Genomic DNA, 17,170 nt, shown 5'->3' with positions numbered 1-17,170 from the left:
GGCGGCGCAGGATTGGCAGTCTGACCAATTTTAGTGTGTTCTGGGATATCGTGCACCGGCCCGGACCCCGGCCCAGCCCTGGCAGGTCATTCCGCCAGAGCTGGGACACGGTTGCCGGGCCGTTGTTCAATCGCGCGTGCCGGTCACCCCACCTTCATGGTGGCGGTGAGTGCGGGCAGGGAGTACGGCGTGTCGGTGCCGATGGTCAGCCCGCTCGTGTAGGTGCCGGTCTTGGCGACCGCACCCGCGTTCAGGGTGACCGGGACCGTGACCGTGGCGCCGGGGGCGACGGTGACGGTGTGCGGTGCCGACAGCCAGGTGGCCGCACCCGAAGTGCCGCAGTCCTCGTAGCCGGGCAGTTGCTCGACGGTGGGGAGCACGTTCTTGTTGTCCGTCGCGCCGCCGACGACGTACAGGCCGCAGGCGCCGCTGGCGCGGTAGGCCAGTGTGTTCATCGCGGGCAGGGACGACCAGGTGTCCGTGGCGGGGTCGTACTCCTCGGTCTGGTTGGTCAACTGGCCGGCGGTGACGCCGCCGAGGACCTGGAGTCGGCCGTCGGCGGAGGCGGAGGCCATGCCCCAGTTCGTGTAGGGCAGGGCGGCCTTCGCGGTCCACGCGCCGGTGGTCGGGTCGAAGGCGTACGTCGCCGCCGTCTCCAGGGCGGTCTGCGGATCCGTCCCGCCGGTGCAGACGACCTCTGCGTCGATGCCGGCGCAGGAGAACCACGCGTCGGTGATCGGGTAGTCCGCCGCCTGACTCCAGGCGTCGGTGGTGGGGTCGTAGACGTACGTGGCCTGCGATGCCGGGGCACAGTTGCCGGCGCAGCCCGCGATCACGTAGAGCCGGCCGCCGAGGACTGCCGTGCCGCCGGCGACGGCGGGCGCCGGAAGGGAGGCCACCGAGGTCCACGAGTCGCTCGCCGGGTCGTAGCGGTAGGTCGCGGCCGAGGCGTCACCGTTGACGTCCCAGCCGCCGACGACGTAGATCTTGCCGTCGATCGCCACGGCACCCGGCTTCTCCAGGGCCTGGGGCATGTTGGCCAGCCGCTTCCAGCCTCTGGCGACGGGGTCGTGAACGTAGGCCTGGTACTGCGGGCCCGCCTGGCCGACGCCGCCGAAGGTGTAGACCTTGCCGTCGAGCGTCACCGAGGCGGAGTCCATCACCGACGTCGGCAGGGCGTCGCCTGGTGCCCAAGCGGTGCCCGCAGCGGTGGTGGCGGCGGCCGAGGATGCCGCCGTGGCCGTCTCACCGGCGAGCAGCGGCCCGGCGGTGTACGTGCCGCTCAGGTGCCGGACCAGCGCGTTGGCACCGGCCTTCGCCGGCTGACCCGGGTGCGAGTCGGGCGTGTAGGTGCCGTCCTGCGGCGTGAGGACCACGTTGACGGGAGCGGTGCCGGTGTTGCGGAAGGTCACCATCCGGACCGTGGACTTGCCCAGTGGCCCGGCCGCGCGAACCGGACCGCCGGAGACGCTGATCCGGCCGGCGCCCAGGCGCCAGTCGTGCCGCGTGACGTGGTCGCGGGCGACGGACAGGCCGGCGGTCGCGCCGGTGTACGCCCCGTCCGTGACATCCAGCGTGGTCCGGCCGGAAGCGTCGGCCGCCGAAGCGGGCGCGAACAGCTCGTAGGCGCCGTCGGCGGCCGTCGTGGTCACCGGCACGCCGGCCAGGCTGACCGTGGCGTTGGACAGCGCCGCGCCGGTGTTCGCGTCGGCAACGGTTCCCGCCACGAGGCCGCCGGGGGTGGGGTCGCAGGAGCGGTTGCCGATGAAGACGTTGTCGACCTGCCAGTAGTAGGAGTGGACCGCGTCGTAGGCGAAGCGGATCCGCACGTTGTTCTTGCCGGCGGCCTGCGGGATCGCCACGACCTCCGGGCCGTACGCGACCGTCGCGGCCATGTGCCAGACCGACGTCCAGGTCTGGCCGCCGTCGATGGAGACCTCGACGTTGGCGTTGGAGTTGTAGCGGGGTGAGTCGAAGGCGTTGTCGAAGGTGATGATCGGGTTGGCGTCGCCGCTCAGATCGAGCACCGGCGAGACCAGGCTGGTCGTCTCATGGGTGGAGATGCCGCCGTCGTGGGAATCGACCTCGGCGAACTGGCCGGTGCCGCCGGTGTTGTTGCCGTTCTGGCCCGGGTCGTCGAAGCGCCAGGTGATCCCGGAGCCGCTGTCGTCGGTGACGGTCCAGCCGTTTTGCGGCGTGGCGCCGGCCCAGCCCTCGAAGTCGGTCGTGGTGCCCTTATACCCGAAGTGATAGCCGGTGGTGCAGCCGTTGGCGTCCACGGGGAGCGGGACGTCATGGCGGACATCGCCGGTGCCGACGGCGACGGAGTCGTCAGTGGTCTGATATCCCGGCAGGGTCGCCGAGATGTGCAGCGTGTAGGTGCCGTTGTCCGGCAGCCTGACCGCGTACCGGCCGGTCACCGGGTCGGTGGCGATCGCGCCGCCGGGGTAGCCGGCGACGGTGATCGTCGCGGCGAGCGGCCAGCCGTGGCCCGAGGCGTCGGTGACGGTGCCGGAGACGACGTGGGTGGGCAGCGCGTGCAGGACGAACGCTTCCTTCGCCACCTTCCCCTGCGCGACCTGAACCGTCTCGGTCGCCTTCGCGAAGCCGAACTCCACGACGGTCAGGGTGTATGTGCCCGGTGCCAGACCGAGGGTGAAGCCGCCGGAGGCGTCGGTCGTGGCGCTGTAGGTGCGGCCGGCCGCGTCGGAGGCGGTGACGGCGGCGCCCGAGACCGGACCGGTGGTCGTGCGTGAGCCGAGGCTCCGGACGGTGCCGGTCACCAGACCGTGCGGGCCCTGGCGAAGCGCGCCGACGCCGAAGGGGGTGCCGAGCCCGGTCGGGCCGTCCCAGCCGGGGCCGGAGGTGCAGAGCAAGGTGCCGCAATCGCCGTCGGAGCCGGTGGTGACGTCGGTGATGTCACCGGCGTTCGTGTCGGCGTACGGGTAGGTCACCGGGTAGGTGCCGGGAGTCGGGGTTCCGGCGAGCGCGTACATCGCGGCGACGAGCGGCGAGGACAGCGAGGTGCCGCCGACCCGGAGCCAGCCGTCGACGGCCGGGGTCGAGTTGTAGATGCCCAGACCCGTGTCGGGGTCGGCGTCCGCGGAGATGTCGCTGATGGCGCGGTTGGCGCAGCCGGTGGTCATGCCCTGCTGATACTCCGGCTTGGGCTCGATGATCGAGCAGCCCGAGCCGCCGGCGGCCCAAGCGGCCTCGGTCCAGCCGCGGGTGGTGGCGGCGGCGCGGGTCAGCGTGGTTCCGCCGACGGCGACGACGTTCCCGTTCGACGCCGGCCAGTTGACGACGTTGCCGTGGTCGCCGGTCGATGCGGTGACCGCGATACCGGGATGGTCGTAGTAGTGGCCGTAGGCCGCCACGGTGTCGGCCCCACTCCCGCCCTCGCCAGGCACGCCATAGGAGTTGGAGATGGCCGCCGGGTGGCGGGCGGCGGCGGTGTTCTCAGCCTGGCCGAGGTCGTCCAGGCCGGGGGAGTCGCCCTCGACCAGCAGGATGTGGCACTGCGGACAAGCCGCGGAGATCGCGTCGAGGTCGAGCGCCGTCTCCACGGACCAGTCGAGGTCATCCGGCGGGTAGTTGTGGCCGCCGTTCTGGTCGAGCTTGGTGAAGCAGCCATTCGCGGTCGTGCAGTCGGGAAGGCCGTAGGTATGGCGGTAGACGGCCAGGTCGGCCTCCGCGCTGGCATATCCGCCGGAGTCGACGACGGCGACCGTCTCGCCGGAACCGCCTCTCGGAAGGTTGTACGCGGCCCTGATGTCGCTGGGGGTCAAGGCGTCGGCGACCGGAGTCGACGAGCCGGTGTCCTGGTTGCCCAGGCTGTCGGTCGCGGTCACGAGGTCGCATTGGGCGTAAGGAGCGGAGCTCTTTCGCTCGGACGCCGGTACGGGGACGGCGCATCCGGTGCCCTTGTGGGCCGAAGCGCTGGACGGTGTGCCGCCACCGCCGGCCGGCGTCGTCGTCGCCTGGGCGACGGACGCCAACCCGAGCGCCATCGCGCAGGCGACCGCCAACCCGGCGATCGACATGCGTGGTCGTATATACATCGTTCTCCTCGGGGGGTGCGCCGGTCGGGCCGACGCTGGTGGGGGGCGGTTCAGATCGGCCGGTACTCCACGCCGGGCTTCCGCCGGCCGGCGGGCGGCCGATCCGTGATCGCCGCCGGGGCCGAATCGACGGTGGTGGCCGGACCGTCACAGGAGTCGTCGGTGGCAACCTCCGGGGAAGGTTCCGCGTCGCAGACCGACGATTCCTCGCCGGATTCCTCGACACCGTTGCCAGAAGTCATTGCGGGCGCTCCGTTTCTGTCCACCAAGAAGTGAACGTCGAGCGCCGGGGGACCATCAATGCGCAGAACTACCCGGGAAAAGCTCCCCGCGACGGCAGAACGTCGCCGGACTTCACCGCGGCGACGGCCAGCGCGGTGCGCGAAGGCGCTTCCCGTTTGCGCATCGCGGAATGAACGTGCTTCTCGACGGTGCGCGGGGAAAGCCCGAGCACGCGCGCGATCTGTGCGCTGGTCCGGCCTTCGACGAGCAGCCGCACCACATCGAGTTCGCGCGGCGAGAGCTGGTCGCCGTAGGAGGGCCGTCCGACCTGCCGTCCGGCCCGGACGCCCTCGTCCGCGAGAACACGCCGCACCCGATCGGCGTCCCCGGTCGCGCCGAGGGCGAGGAAGCCGTCGAAAACCTCGCGGAACACCCCGACCGCCAGGTCCCGGTCGCCGGCGGCGAGGTGGCAACTGGCCGCGGCCTCGCGGGCCTGCAATATGTCGTACGGTCTCGGAAGGGCGGCCCAGACGGTGGCCGCCTCCTCGAAGAGACCTGCGGCACCGCCGGGGTCGCCGCCCGCGCGGACGAGCAGGGCGGTGGTGAGTTTGCGGGCTGCCGCGGCCAGCGGCGCGTCCAGGTCGCGGGTACCCGCCTGGAAGTGCTCGACGGCGCGAACCGCCTCCTCCTGGCGCCCGTCTTCCAGCAGCGCACGAACCCGGAGCGGGGCGATCTCGGCGGCCCAGAGCCACAGTCCCTTGGTCTCAGTGAGCTGCCACGTGGCGTCGGTCGCGACCAGTGCCTGCCCGGGCCGGCCGGCGGCGATCGCCAGCCGGGCCAGCACCGCGGACGGGTCACGTGAGCCGTCCGCGGCGCCGCGCGGGCGCCCGATCGCGATGGCGGCGCGAACCCGTTCCAAGCCCTGTTCGTGTTCGCCGCGGGCATCATCGAAGAGCCCTGCCAGCAGCAGTGCGTCGGCGCGCAAAGGCGGGTTCGTCGGCGTCGAGGGCCGCGGCCGTCCAGCGATCCGCGCTCGTCCAGTCGCCGGTGAGCCAGTCCAGGTGGGCCAGGGTCGCCCCGAGCAGGTCGCGCAGGCGCAGGTGTCGGTGCTCCTCGGCCAGCGCGACGGCGGTGTCGAGCCAGCGCCGGGCGTCGGCGTAACGGCCCCACAGCATCGCCGACTCACCGAGATTGGCCAGGCCCCGGGCGCGTTGCAGCACCTCGCCCGGCGTCCGGCCGGCGGGCGGCAGGTCGCGCGCCGCCGCCCACCCGTCGGCATCGCCGAGGACCAGGAGCGTGGCGGCGCGGTCCACGAGGAAGGAGAGGCGCTCCGCCGGCGACGGGTCGAGCGAGGTCTCGACCAGGCGCCCGGCCCGCTCCAGCCACGTGCGGTGATACGCCGCCTGGCGCGCGGTGCCCAAGGGGCGGGCGAGCATCATCATCGCGTGGACGGCGGCGACCGGCCGATCCCGCACCAGCCCCGGCACGGCCCGCTCCATCTCGACCGAGGCCGCCTCCATGTCGCCGACGTGGAACATCAGCCGGGCCAGTTGCCAGGTGACCTCGGTCCGTTCCGGCTCCGTGAGCTCGCGGGCGGCGGACTCGCGCAGCACGGCGACGAGCTCGCGCAGGGGCTCGTTGCCGCCCGCGGCGTACAGCGGCATCCGCTGCACCACACGGGATACCGCCGCGCCTCGGACGGCACCGCCGACAAGAAGGTCGAGGAGCAGCCTGAACGCGGTGCGCGGATCGCCGGAGGAGATCGCGTGGTCGGCCGCCTGCTCGGCGTACATCGCCCAACGATGCGGTTCGCCGGCCTCGCGGAAATGGCGGGCCAGCTCATCGGCGCGACGAACCGGTTCCCGCTCCAGTGCTGCTCCCGCGCGGCGGTGGAGGCGACCGCGCTCCAGGGCGCCGAGCGCGTGATAGACGCTGCGCGCGGCCAGCACGTGACGGAACCCGACCCGGGCGCCGCGGTCCTCCTGCAACAACCCGGCGGCCACGGCCTCGCCCAGACCGCTCTCGACCTCATGCGGGGCCAGGTCCACAACCTCGGCGACCAACACCGGCGCCCGGTCCCCCTCGAGCACTGCGAGCGCGGCCAGCACCGCCCCGGCAGCCGTCCCGAGACGGGAAGTCCGCTCCAGCACGGCATCACGGATGCTGGGCGGCACGTCGATCTCCGAGACCTCGCGCCGCAGCCAGGCGCCGTCTTCACAGACCAGGTCCGCCCGGTCGTAGAGCAGGCGGACGCACTCCTCGACCGCGATCGGCAGCCCGTCGGTGTGGCGGCGGAGGAACTCTGCGAACTCCGCCGAGACCGGCTCTCCGCCGAGCATCGAGGACACCAGATCCGCCGTCCCCGCAGTGTCCAGCAGCTCGGGCTCCAGACGGCTGACACCACCCTGCGCGACGAGCCGGCGCAGCAGCGACTCCGCGCGCACGTCCTCCGGCCGGTAGGTGACAACCAGGCGCGGGCCCCGCTGCGGCCGGGCTCGCAGAAGAAGGAGAAGTTCGAGCGTGGTCTCGTCAGCCCAGTGCGCGTCCTCCACGACGAGCAACTCCACACCGGCGGCATCGATGAGCTCGACGAGCGCCCGCAGCAAACGGTGCCGGGCGGCCGCGACGTCGGGCAGCGCCTCGGGCGCCGCCGGCAACCGATCGGCCCACTCGGGAAAGACCGGCCGCAACGCCCCCGCCAGCCCACTGAGTCGCAGACCCGCGACATCCTCGACCAACCGCCGCACAGCCTCCACGATCGGCCCGAGCGTGTAGGGCTCCCGAAACGCCGGGCAAACCGCGACCAGCGCCCTCTCCCGACGCCGCCGCAGAAGTTCATGCAGCAACCGCGTCTTCCCGACCCCCGCCTCCCCCGCGATCACGACCAGACCCGGCAGGTCATCATCAAGCGCCTGTTCAAGCACCGCAAGATCGCGCTCCCTGTCAACCAAACGCGGCACGGAGAGCCCCGGCCAGGATGCCGACGCGCCAGCCCTCTTCCCTGCCCTCATCTCCGCCTCCGATCCGGCTTGGGTGGCACATTCTGCCGGTCGGAGCGGCGGGGCTCGACAGTGGGTGAAACTCAGTGGGCATGAAGCGGCTGCACGATGCCGGGCACGCGGCCGCGACCGTGCTGGCGCTGCTGGAGGTTGCGCCCCGGACCCCGATGGACATCATGGGACGCTCTGACCCCGCGATGCTGCTGCGGTACGGGCACGTCACCGACACGATGTGGCGAGAGACCACGGGGCGCCAAGACGCGTTCTACTTCGGCGCAACGACAGAGGGGAATGCCGGTCCAGCGGACGGCGAATGAGACCAGAAGTGAGACCAGAAACGCCCCCGAGAGACTCTCGGGGGCGTTTCCGCTGGTACTGCTGTGGAGCTTAGGGGCCTGGCAAGATGCTGATATATTTTGCCGCTGACCTGGGATGGAACCATCTGGCGGCGTCGATCATTCGAATCCCACCACTCATGCGCCACAGGCTACGAGACGGGTTGAAGCAGTTAGTACCGAAAGTCTGGCCAGCGGGGACGGTTACCCTGCTGGCTGCGAGGAAGCGAAAGTCCTGAAACCAGCTACAGAGGGCTCGCCGATGTGAAAGCGACGCCGGAGAGTGGTCTGCTTCATCGACAAGTCCGGCAGTCGCTGCGGCCGCCGAAGGTCCGCACCTGGTCCCGCCGCGGCCTTACTCGGTTGGGAAGGTCACCGGCAAAGGCTCCGATGTAGCGCCTCCTTCTTGGTGGGTTTCGCGGACCCGGTCGCGACGCGTCCATAGAGTTGGACTGTGCCCAACTCGAAGCCTCGTAAGAAGAAGAACTCTCGCCCCCACCACAAGGGAAGTCGCTCGGGAAACCCGGCCGTTCGGCGCGCTAAGGAGGAGGCTTCGCGAGCGCAGGATCTTGCCAGATCCGAGTGGTCATGGGGCGCGGACCCCTTCACGGGGTTTCCGGAGGAGGAGATCGACCAGGAAGCGATGGAGCGTGCGAAGGTCGATGCTGAGCCGGTCATCGCGGAGTTGGTCGCTGCGGGCATGCCGGTGGCCTGGCTCGAGGACGAGTTGTGTCGTCGGTTGGGCCGGGCGCTCACAGCCCAAGACGCCCTGCAGGCTACACGGTGGGCATCAGGCCAGACGCTGGCCTTCGACCAGGGCACGTACAGCCCGGACCTGCTCCTCGGCGCCTTCTCCGAGAACATCGCACTGGAGGCCGTCAGAGCCGTTTCAGGGGTCGACGATCCGGATGAACAACAGAGTCGGTGGCGCTTGCTGGTGGCAGTGGCCAGGATCGTCCCGTACCCGGACGCCGGGATCCCGATCGGCGCCGTCGAGGACGTACGGGGGTCAGTAGTGGGGTTCCCTGACGCCTCAATGGTCACGACGCCCAATGGGCCCGCTATGTGGTGCCAGGATGTGTACGGTACGCGCTTCGGCATAACCGCGCCGTTCAGTGCCCCAGAGGGCCCAGATCGGTGGTACCTGTGGGACATCGATACGTGCAGCGGTGAGCCTCACACCGTGGGTGCTGGCTATTTCCCTACCTCGGCGCATGCGTTTACCGCCTGGCAGGAAGTGGTCGGACCGGACGCGGCGGCACAGGCCCGACTCTGCCCGGTGTCCGACGCTGACCTGGCAGACCGGATTCTCCCGTTGGCTGGCGAACTTCCCCTCGGTGGCGAATCCGAGTCGCAATATGCCGAATTCCACCGGTGCCGTCGGCTGGCGCAGGAACTTCGCACGGCAGAACTTCGGCGCGACATCACTGGCACTGAACCGAAGCAGCCGGGGCGCGAAGTAGCAGACGATTCCTGGACCGCCGAGTTCGCGAACTGGCGGGCCAAGTATCGTCCTGGCCAGAAAGCAGTGCCCGGCGACTTCCCGCAAGACGGCGAGCCGTTCACCGATGACGAGGCATATCGTGAGCTCTCCTTCATCTGGCTCAGCGATGAACTCCCGCAGCTCGCCCATGCTTGCTCGCCACATCGGATCGCCTTGGTCTCCCGCAGCATCGGCGACCTCTATGACACCGATACGGCCGACGTCCTCCGTCGTCTACTTCCAGATCTGGCGGCCTGGCTGGCAGATCGCGCTGCCCTCCCAGCCGACGCCGCGGACCGGGTTCGGGCCTGCTCCGAACGAGCAGCACGGTCAGGTGCCGACCTGACTGAGCACGCTGCGGACCTGCCAGCCCGGATTCGGGAGTAGGAACCCAACAGGTGCCGCTCAAACCAGGTGCCGACTGGAGCCTGCGGCACCCTGAACCCAAACGCCGACGCGTCTCCAGCGAAACGCCAACACGTCGAACACGAATCGCAAGCCGAGTCGCAACACGCCGGCTCTCACGCATCACTCGAACGCGCTCCGCGGGTCGCCAATGATGTCGAGAAGGGCTTGGAGATCGTCGGTCGCGGGGAATTCGTCGCGGAGGTGCCAGCGGATATTCCGGTCAGGCCAGTAAAGACGCCAAACCGAGCCGGTCCGGCGCAGTTGCGCGAACGGCCGAGCCGTCCATTCGCCGACACCGTCCCAGGGGGCCCGGCGCTCGACGAGCGTGATGGACGCCCCACGCGTGGTGTAACCGACGGCAACCTGATCGCGCGCGTGGCCGGGGACCCGTTGCTCACACCAAGCCGCGACCAGGTCCTGATCGGGTTTCGAGATCGTCATTGCTTCAACCTATGCCGCGGCGTAGTGGACACCGCCGCCATTGGGGCCTTTTGGGGACAAGCGGCGCGACTCCCGCCGACTCGCCGGAACTATGGGCGGGCGATGCTGGGACTTTCCGTGTACGGATGTCGTACCGAAGCCCGGCTCAATCCGAATCGCCCTGGCTGAACGCTCCTATGACTTGCAGCGTGCGTGCATGCCCACCTGGCTCAACGCCGGCATTGCCGCGCCGCAGAGCGTGAAACGCCACCACCAATTCACCACGGACGGCGGTAAGCCATGATCCAAAACGGCTCTGGACGAGGCTCGGCGTTCGAACATGCCCTGCGCAAAAGCGGCCCCAGCCTGGGGGTCGGGGCCGTTGCCTGCTTGTTCGAACATCGCTCTCGATGCTCCTTGTGGAGCGCCGCTGGCTCCAACCGTCTCGTTCAAAACAAGCTCCCGACCTGCGATTTCGCAGATCGGGAGCTAGGTGTGGAGCTTAGGGGGCGTTAACCAATGAGCGAAAATAGGGCCAACATCCAGGTGTTCTGTTTCTGGTGAGTCGTTTAAGGCCAAGATCGGTTCGCGAATGGCTCGCAATTAGTGGCCTGCCACGGGCTGTTGTCTTCGCCGCTGCGGTGAAGGGCGCTGTCTGGGTTGGCAGCGCCCTTCGGTTGGTTGGCCGCTTCTTATGGCTCCTGAGCTAGTTGGCGGTCAGGGTGAAGTCGTCGCAGGCTGAGGTGCCTGCGGTGGAGCGGTAGCAGTAGATGTCGACGGTGGTGTTGGTGGGTCCGGTGGTGAATTGGCTGGTGAGTTGGGTCCAGCCGGTGGCGGTGGTGGAGTTGCCGGTGTCGTCGTCGGGGTCGGCGTCGAAGAACTTGGTGCCCAAGATGGTGGCGCCGCCGTCGGTGCGGACCCAGCCGGTGAGGGTGTAGGTGGTGTTGGGTGTCAGGCCGGTGACGACTTGTTCGATGGATCCGTTGCCGCCGGTGGGTGCGTTGATCTGTCCGGCGTAGGTGCCGGTGTGGGGGTTGGTGGTGGTGACGCCTGCGTTGTAGGAGGCGGTCCAGCCGGCCAGGTTCCCGGATTCGAAGTCGTGGTTGGGCACGGTTGCCGGGGTGGGGGTCAGTGTGAAGTCGTCACAGGCTGAGGTGCCTGCTGTGGCTCGGTTGCAGTAGATGTCGACGGTGGTGTTGTTCACTCCGGTGGTGAACTGGTCGGTGAGCTGGGTCCAGCCGGTGTTGGTGGTGGTGGCTTCTTGCTTGTCGCCTGCGGGATCGAATTGTTTGGCGCCCAATGTGGTGGTGCCGCCGTCGGTGCGGATCCAGCCGGCGAGTGTGTAGGAGGTGTTGGGGATTAGTCCGGTGACGACTTGTTCGATGGTTCCGTTGCCGCCGGTGGGTGCGTTGATTTGTCCGGCGTAGGTGCCGGAGTGGGGGTTGGTGGTGGTGATGCCTGCGTTGTTGGCGGCGTTCCAGCCGGCGAGGTTCCCGGTTTCGAAGTCGGGGTTGCCTACGGCGCCCGCTGCGGGGTTGGCCAGCAGGGTGAAGTCGTCGCAGGCTGAGGTGCCTGCGGTGGGTCGGTAGCAGTAGATGTCGACGGTGGTGTTGGTGGGTCCGGTGGTGAATTGGCTGCTGAGTTGGGTCCAGGTGGTGGCGGTGGTGGTGTCGCCGGTGTCGTCGTTGGGGTCGGCGTCGTAGAACTTGGTGCCCAAGATGGTGGTGCCGCCGTCGGTGCGGACCCAGCCTGTGAGCGTGTAGCCGGTATTGGGTGTCAGCCCACTCACGACTTGTTCGATGGATCCGTTGCCGCCGGTTGGTGCGTTGATCTGCCCGGCGTAGGTGCCGCTGTGCGGGTTCGTAGTGGTGACGCCAGAGTTGTAGGACGCGGGCCAGCCGGCCAGGCTCCCGGACTCGAAGTCCCCGTTGATGACCGGCGGGCCGCTGAGGATGACGACCGCGGTCGTGGAAGAAGTGGAGCTTGCGTTGTTGACGTCGGTGGCGCTGACCTTCACCTGGAAGGTGCCGGCGGCGGTGTAGGCGTGTTGCGCAGTCGGGCCGGCTTGCGGGCCGACCACCGTGCCGTCACCGAAGTCGAAGGTGTAGCCGGTGATCCCCGCCGTGCCAGGGAACGATGCCGAGGCGTCGGCGGTCACCGGCTGGTTGACGATTCCCGGGCTGGAGACCTTCAGCGCGGCAGTGGGGCCGGTTGTCGTGGTGGGCGCGAGTGCCAGGGTATCGACGCCGAGCACGTAGCGGTTACCGATGCTGGCGGCGTTCGTGCCTGCCGCGGTGAAGATGAAGTTGTGCATGCCCGCAGAAAGGGAGATCTTCCCGAACGGGACGGTGGCCAGGGAGACACCCGACGCCTGATACCCGTCGAAGGTCGTGGGCAGCTTGGTGCTGTCGACTGTCAGTGTGTACTGGCCTCGGTCGTTGGTCTTGGTCAGCGAGGGCTCGACGATGTAGGTGCCGGTCACGGGCACATACCAGTTGTAGGTGATGGAAGCGCCGGCCGCGGTGGCGGGGAAGTAGCTCTGGTAGCCGTTAGACAGGCTGATGCCGCAGCAGTTTGCTTGCGGGGTGGGGGTGGCACCGCTCTGGCTGCCCCACAGGGACTCCGCCTCGACCTGTTGCATCGCCCCGGCGGCCTTGGGCAGCTGGTAGCGCTGGGCGATGCTGTCGATGCAGGGCCAGAGCCAGAAGGGGTTGTGGTTGCTGCTATTCCCGTTGCTGTCGTCCAGGCACATTCCGGAGGTGGGGTTGTAGATCCAGTACGTCCCGGGGGTGGATGGCGACGGGATGGTCCGCCAGATCTGGTTCCTTTTCGGCTGGCAGCTGAACAAGGTGACCAGTTGCCCTTGGATGAGGCCGTTATTGGTGTCTAGGCACTTCGGGTCGGTCGGGTCGGAGCCCAGATAGCGGATCGTGCCGTCGGGGGCGAAGGTCCATTGTTGTGCCATGGTGCCGTTGCAGTCGTAGATGTCGATGACGGTAGTGCTGTCGGCCAGGCTGCCGTTGAGGTCGTCGAGGCACTTCTGACCGGGGGCGGTGCTGCCGACGACGCCGGGCAGACGCACCTGTCCGGCCAGACCGCCGCCGACGACATCACCCTGGAGGGTGGCGGCGTTGGAGGTCCAGTCGGCGGTGGTGGCGGTGCTCTGGGCTTGGGTGGGCTTGGTGCCGGTGCCGCTCATCGGTTTGGTGTTCTGGTCGGTGATGTTGGCGCCGATGGGGCCGAACAGGACGTCCATTCGGCCGCCGTTAACGACCCACAGGTCGGGGTTGCCGTCGCCGTTCAGGTCCCCGGCGGTGCTGACCCAGTCGTAGTTGTTGAACTGCCCGGTAGTGCCCAACTGCGTCTTGGCGTTCAGGTCGCCGAGGCCGGCGCCGGCCAGGGCGGTGTCTGAGTGGTTGGTGAACTGGTAGAGGGTGCCGGTCGAGTCGACGGCCCACAGGTCCGGCATGCCGCCAGCAGCGGGTGCACCGGTCGGGGCCGGGTGTCCGGCGGCGTTGCCGGGGGCCATCAGGAAGCGCACGGTCGCCCAGTCCCAGCCTGGGCCGGCGGCCGAGGCGGGGGTGGAGGTGGAGAGCAGGACGGGGTTGCGCAGCTGGCCGATGCCGGCGGGGGAGAACATCCACATCCGTGCCGGGCTGTGCCCGTCGGTCTCGATCGTGATCAGGTTGGTCTTGCAGGCGGTCGTGGGCGCCTTGATGTTGCAGCCGCCCAGGACCGGTCCGACGGCCAGGATCTTCTTGACGTCGTTCCAGTTGCTCTGGTTGTAGCCGACGCACCACCCGTTGGTCGCCGACGGGGTGCAGGTCGGTCTGGTGATCAGGCTCCGCTGGGTTTGTGTGAATGTGTCCAGGCGGGCCGGTGGTACGTAGCCGGGCTGAGTGCTGGCCGAGGCCGTCTGGGCGTTGAAGTAGTAGTAGAGATGGCCGATGTTGTCCGAGCCGATGTCCCACGCGAACAGGTCGTCGGTGGGCTGGACGCGTTCGGCGCCGCGGTGGGTGTACAGCGCGTTCTTCCACGACGTGCCGTTGGGCGCGGCAGCGGCGGGCGCCACCTCGACGGCGTCGGCGGCGTTGGGGTCCATGTCCTGGTTCGCCGGATAGATGTCCAGGTTCCCGGAGGTGTCGGCCTTCATCAGGTTGGGGGTGCCGTCGCCGGTGACGTTTCCGAAGGAGACCGGCTGGAATGGCTCGCCCAGGAAGAAGTCGAAGCGCGCTGCCGCCGAGACGTTGCCGGCGACATCGACCGCTGAGACGTACACGTAGTTGTTGCCCCAGTGCTCACCGGTTCCCAGGGTCTGGGTGTTGGGGCCGTTGCCGATGGTGATGGTGGAGGTGCTGTCCAGGGCGTTGTTGGCTGCCACCGAGCCGCACGCGGCGTTGATGACGCCGCCGCAGTTGTAGGCGCCGGCGTTGGTGGAGGAGGTATTCAGGGCCCAGTCGAACCGGGCGATGGGCGTGTGCGGGGCGCTGGAGTGGACGATGATGTTGCCGCCGTCGCCGACGACCGGGTAGTTGCCGGTGAGGTGGGTTCCGCTGCTGACGAACGTGGTCCCGGCATTGGTCGGGAAGTCCGGCTGAAGCGGGGCGGACAACGCGGCGTGGAAGTAGCACTGGATGTACGGGTATTCCAGGTTGTTGCCGCTGGCTCCTCTGGCGTTGTTGAAGGCCGTGTCGACGGTGGGATCATCATCCTGGGCCTGCACGAACATCTGATACAGGTCGCCGTCTCGGATACCGGTCACGCTTTGCCTGGTGCCCGTCATGCCGCCGAACCAGGTGACTGTCGAGGTTGTGGTGGGGAAGGAGCCAGTCAGCGGGGTCGTCGCACCGCCGGTGCCGGGGCTGCCGGGTGTTTGTGATTGTGAATACGGTATGGCTGTGACGCTCCCTGATCCTCCGTCCTGGGTCCCGCTCTGACTGGTGAAATCGTTGAGCCAGAAGTGGTAGTCGATCTTTTCGGCGTCCCAGTCGGCCAGGCCGGCGGTGAAGGTGGCGGGGCCCGAGACCATCGGCAGATAGCCGGCGGTGGTCATGTCGTTGCCGCAGATCTGCTGGGTCGCACCGTGGTTTCCGACGGGAGCGGCCACGCCGGTGGTGCCCACATTCTCGAACCAGGGCTCTGCGACAAACTTGACAGTGATGTTGGCGTCGTAGATGAGGCCGTTGTTGAGGACCTGGATGCCGCCGTACCCGCCGCCGGCGGCCTCGTTGTGGGCCCGCAGCCCGACGCTGAAGGTGTGCCCGTGGTTGGCGAAGACCTGCTGGACCTGGCTCGCGTCGTTGATGGTGATGGGGTTCCACGGGTTGGCCGAGCAGTTGTTGGTCCCGATGACGTGGCCGCCGCTCCACACGCTGTACCCCGTGGCGCCTCCGGAGTCTTGGTTGCCCCAGTTGATGCCGGAGTCGAAACGGTCGGTGGCCCACACGTCGGTCGTGACGCAGCTGCCCTGGAAGGTCAGGTATAGCCAGGCGTCACTGACTATCAGGAAGTTGGTGTAGTTGTTGGGCGCGAGGATGTCGGCATTGAACTGCAGCAGGGAGCGGAACACGGTGCCGCCGCTGTTGCCGACTCGGACGATGCTGTTGTCGTAGGGCTGGCTCTGCGTCCCCCACGGATAGGGCGCCTGGCCGTCCCAGACCTTCTGGTTCGCGGAGTCCATCTCGACCCAGTTCTGCGGGTTCTCCACCCACGCCGGGTCGATGTAGACCGGGTAGATGGTGGAGGCGCCGCGCAGCAGGTTCGGGTCCGGCTGCAGGGTGATCTTGCCGTTGGCCACGTGCGCGGGGAGCGCGGCGGTGTGCGGCCCGCTGTCCGCGATCGCGGGCGCGGCGGCCTTCGAGGAGCCGGACGGCGGGCTCGCCTTGCCGGCCGAGTCCCACATGTGCGGTTCCTGGCCGGTGAAGACCTTGGTCCCGTCTGCGGCGACGGCCTGGACGCCGCCGGCGGGGGTCGCCGAGATCTGCACTCCGGTGCCGGTCTCGCCGATCTGGACGCTGGACAGCGCCGGGTTGGCGGCTGCGGCGGCGTCGTGGACGACCAGCAGGTGGGTGATGCCGGTGGCGGATGCGGTGACTTGGAGGTCTACGCCGGGGTACACAGCGTGGTAGGTGGCGACGGCGCCGGACACCGTCGGTTTCGGGAGGGTGCCGGGCCAGGTCAGGGTGAGGACGTGGCCGGCTCCGTCGTCGGTGACCGCCAGCGGCGCGCTGCCGCCGTCGGACAGGGTGATCGCGGTGACGGTGGCCTTGCTGTGTAGCTGGCCGTCGGACCCCACCGCCAGCGTGGTGTCGATCGGCTCCCACTGCCCGCCGACCTTCGCACGCTGCGGGTTGACGTGGCTGTTGGCGCTGACCGTGCCGTCGGGGTTGGCGACCATGGTGGCGTAGGCGGTCGTCGCCGCGGGGATCGGGACCGACTTGTGAGTCTTCTTCGCGGTCGCGATGGCGTCGGCGATGGCCAGTTTCGCAGGGTCCGGTGTCGTCTGAGAGCTCATCGAGCTCAACGCGGGCGCCGTCGTCTTGGCGCCTGGCTTGGAGGTGTCTGCCGGTCCCGAAGGCTTATTCGGGTCCTTCGGGTCGTGGGTCTGCACGAGACCGCCGGCGCCGGGCGCGGCTGCGGTCCCGGCAACGGCGAAGGTGCCGGATGACACGGCCAGGCAAAGGCTGGCCGCCATCCCTATAGACGCCAGTCGCCATAGGCGACCACGTGGTTTGCCCCCCACTGGGTCCTCCAGTTTGTTCCACAGTGCGTTGATGATCAGCCCGGTGAACATAACGGAACCACAAGACCTCGGCAATGCTCGGATCAGTACTCGATCGAACACTTGCGTCGGTCAAGGTTCTGCGGCATGCTGACGGATCGGTCGAGTGATCAACAACCGATTAAGCGACCGGGGTTCTGGAGCCGGGGGGTTCTGGTTTCTGCGCCTCGTGGTGGGGCTGTGCCGCATCGGCGTCTTGTCGGTGTGTTCTCTTCTCGTTTGCTTCGTTGAGGGTGGCATGGTAATTCGGCGTGCTCCGGGTGCGGGACGTGGGCGGAATTCGCGGACTGGGACTTCCCGGTATCGCGGTGCCCGCTGGGCTGCGATTCTTCTTTCTTTGACGCTCGGTGCGGCGGCGGTGAGCCCCGCGACGGCGACTGTTGCATTGGCTTCTTCGGCACAGAAGCATGGGGGCCGTCCGCATCCTGGAAAAGTGTGGACGCCTCGTGAGGTCAAAGGTT

At 68.6% G+C, this 17,170-nt stretch carries 8 protein-coding genes; 2 read left to right on the top strand and 6 right to left on the bottom strand.

What is annotated here, in order from left to right; genetic code table 11:
• Positions 1-143: 143 nt before the first annotated feature.
• The 4 genes from ABIA35_RS22240 to ABIA35_RS22225 all read right to left on the bottom strand — a co-directional run bounded on the left by ABIA35_RS22240 (position 144) and on the right by ABIA35_RS22225 (position 7,294).
• Positions 144-4,043 (bottom strand): carboxypeptidase regulatory-like domain-containing protein, encoded by a 3,900-nt coding sequence (locus ABIA35_RS22240; RefSeq protein ID WP_370359159.1) that lies wholly within the window; start codon positions 4,041-4,043, stop codon positions 144-146.
• A 68-nt stretch (positions 4,044-4,111) separates the two neighbouring features.
• Positions 4,112-4,303, bottom strand: a complete 192-nt coding sequence (locus tag ABIA35_RS22235) for a hypothetical protein (protein WP_370344497.1) — start codon at positions 4,301-4,303, stop codon at positions 4,112-4,114.
• Between the two features lie 68 nt (positions 4,304-4,371).
• The gene (locus tag ABIA35_RS22230) at positions 4,372-5,268 is read right to left on the bottom strand and encodes a response regulator transcription factor (protein WP_370359157.1); all 897 of its coding nucleotides are present in this window, start codon (positions 5,266-5,268) and stop codon (positions 4,372-4,374) included.
• Positions 5,228-7,294, bottom strand: coding sequence for an AAA family ATPase (locus tag ABIA35_RS22225; RefSeq protein ID WP_370359156.1), 2,067 nt, complete (start codon positions 7,292-7,294; stop codon positions 5,228-5,230). Before ABIA35_RS22225 ends, ABIA35_RS22230 begins: the two co-directional genes overlap by 41 nt.
• Positions 7,295-7,374: 80 nt before the next feature.
• Between ABIA35_RS22225 and ABIA35_RS22220 the strand changes: the two genes are divergently transcribed.
• A complete protein-coding gene (locus tag ABIA35_RS22220; protein ID WP_370359155.1) occupies positions 7,375-7,599 on the top strand; it encodes a hypothetical protein in 225 nt (74 codons plus the stop codon).
• A 472-nt stretch (positions 7,600-8,071) separates the two neighbouring features.
• Entirely contained in the window at positions 8,072-9,487 is a 1,416-nt protein-coding gene (locus ABIA35_RS22215; RefSeq protein ID WP_370359154.1) for a hypothetical protein, read from the top strand.
• 141 nt (positions 9,488-9,628) lie between these two features.
• On the opposite strand, the gene ABIA35_RS22210 is transcribed toward ABIA35_RS22215, so the two are convergent.
• Positions 9,629-9,949, bottom strand: a complete 321-nt coding sequence (locus ABIA35_RS22210) for a DUF3024 domain-containing protein (protein WP_370344494.1) — start codon at positions 9,947-9,949, stop codon at positions 9,629-9,631.
• Between the two features lie 685 nt (positions 9,950-10,634).
• Positions 10,635-16,598, bottom strand: coding sequence for a carbohydrate binding domain-containing protein (locus ABIA35_RS22205; RefSeq protein WP_370359153.1), 5,964 nt, complete (start codon positions 16,596-16,598; stop codon positions 10,635-10,637).
• Between the last annotated feature and the right edge of the window lie 572 nt (positions 16,599-17,170).

It is taken from the genome of Catenulispora sp. MAP12-49, assembly GCF_041262705.1.
Taxonomy (GTDB): Bacteria; Actinomycetota; Actinomycetes; order Streptomycetales; family Catenulisporaceae; genus Catenulispora.
The sequence above is the reverse complement of the archived record's forward strand: the minus strand, read 5'-3'. Positions and strand labels throughout refer to the sequence as shown.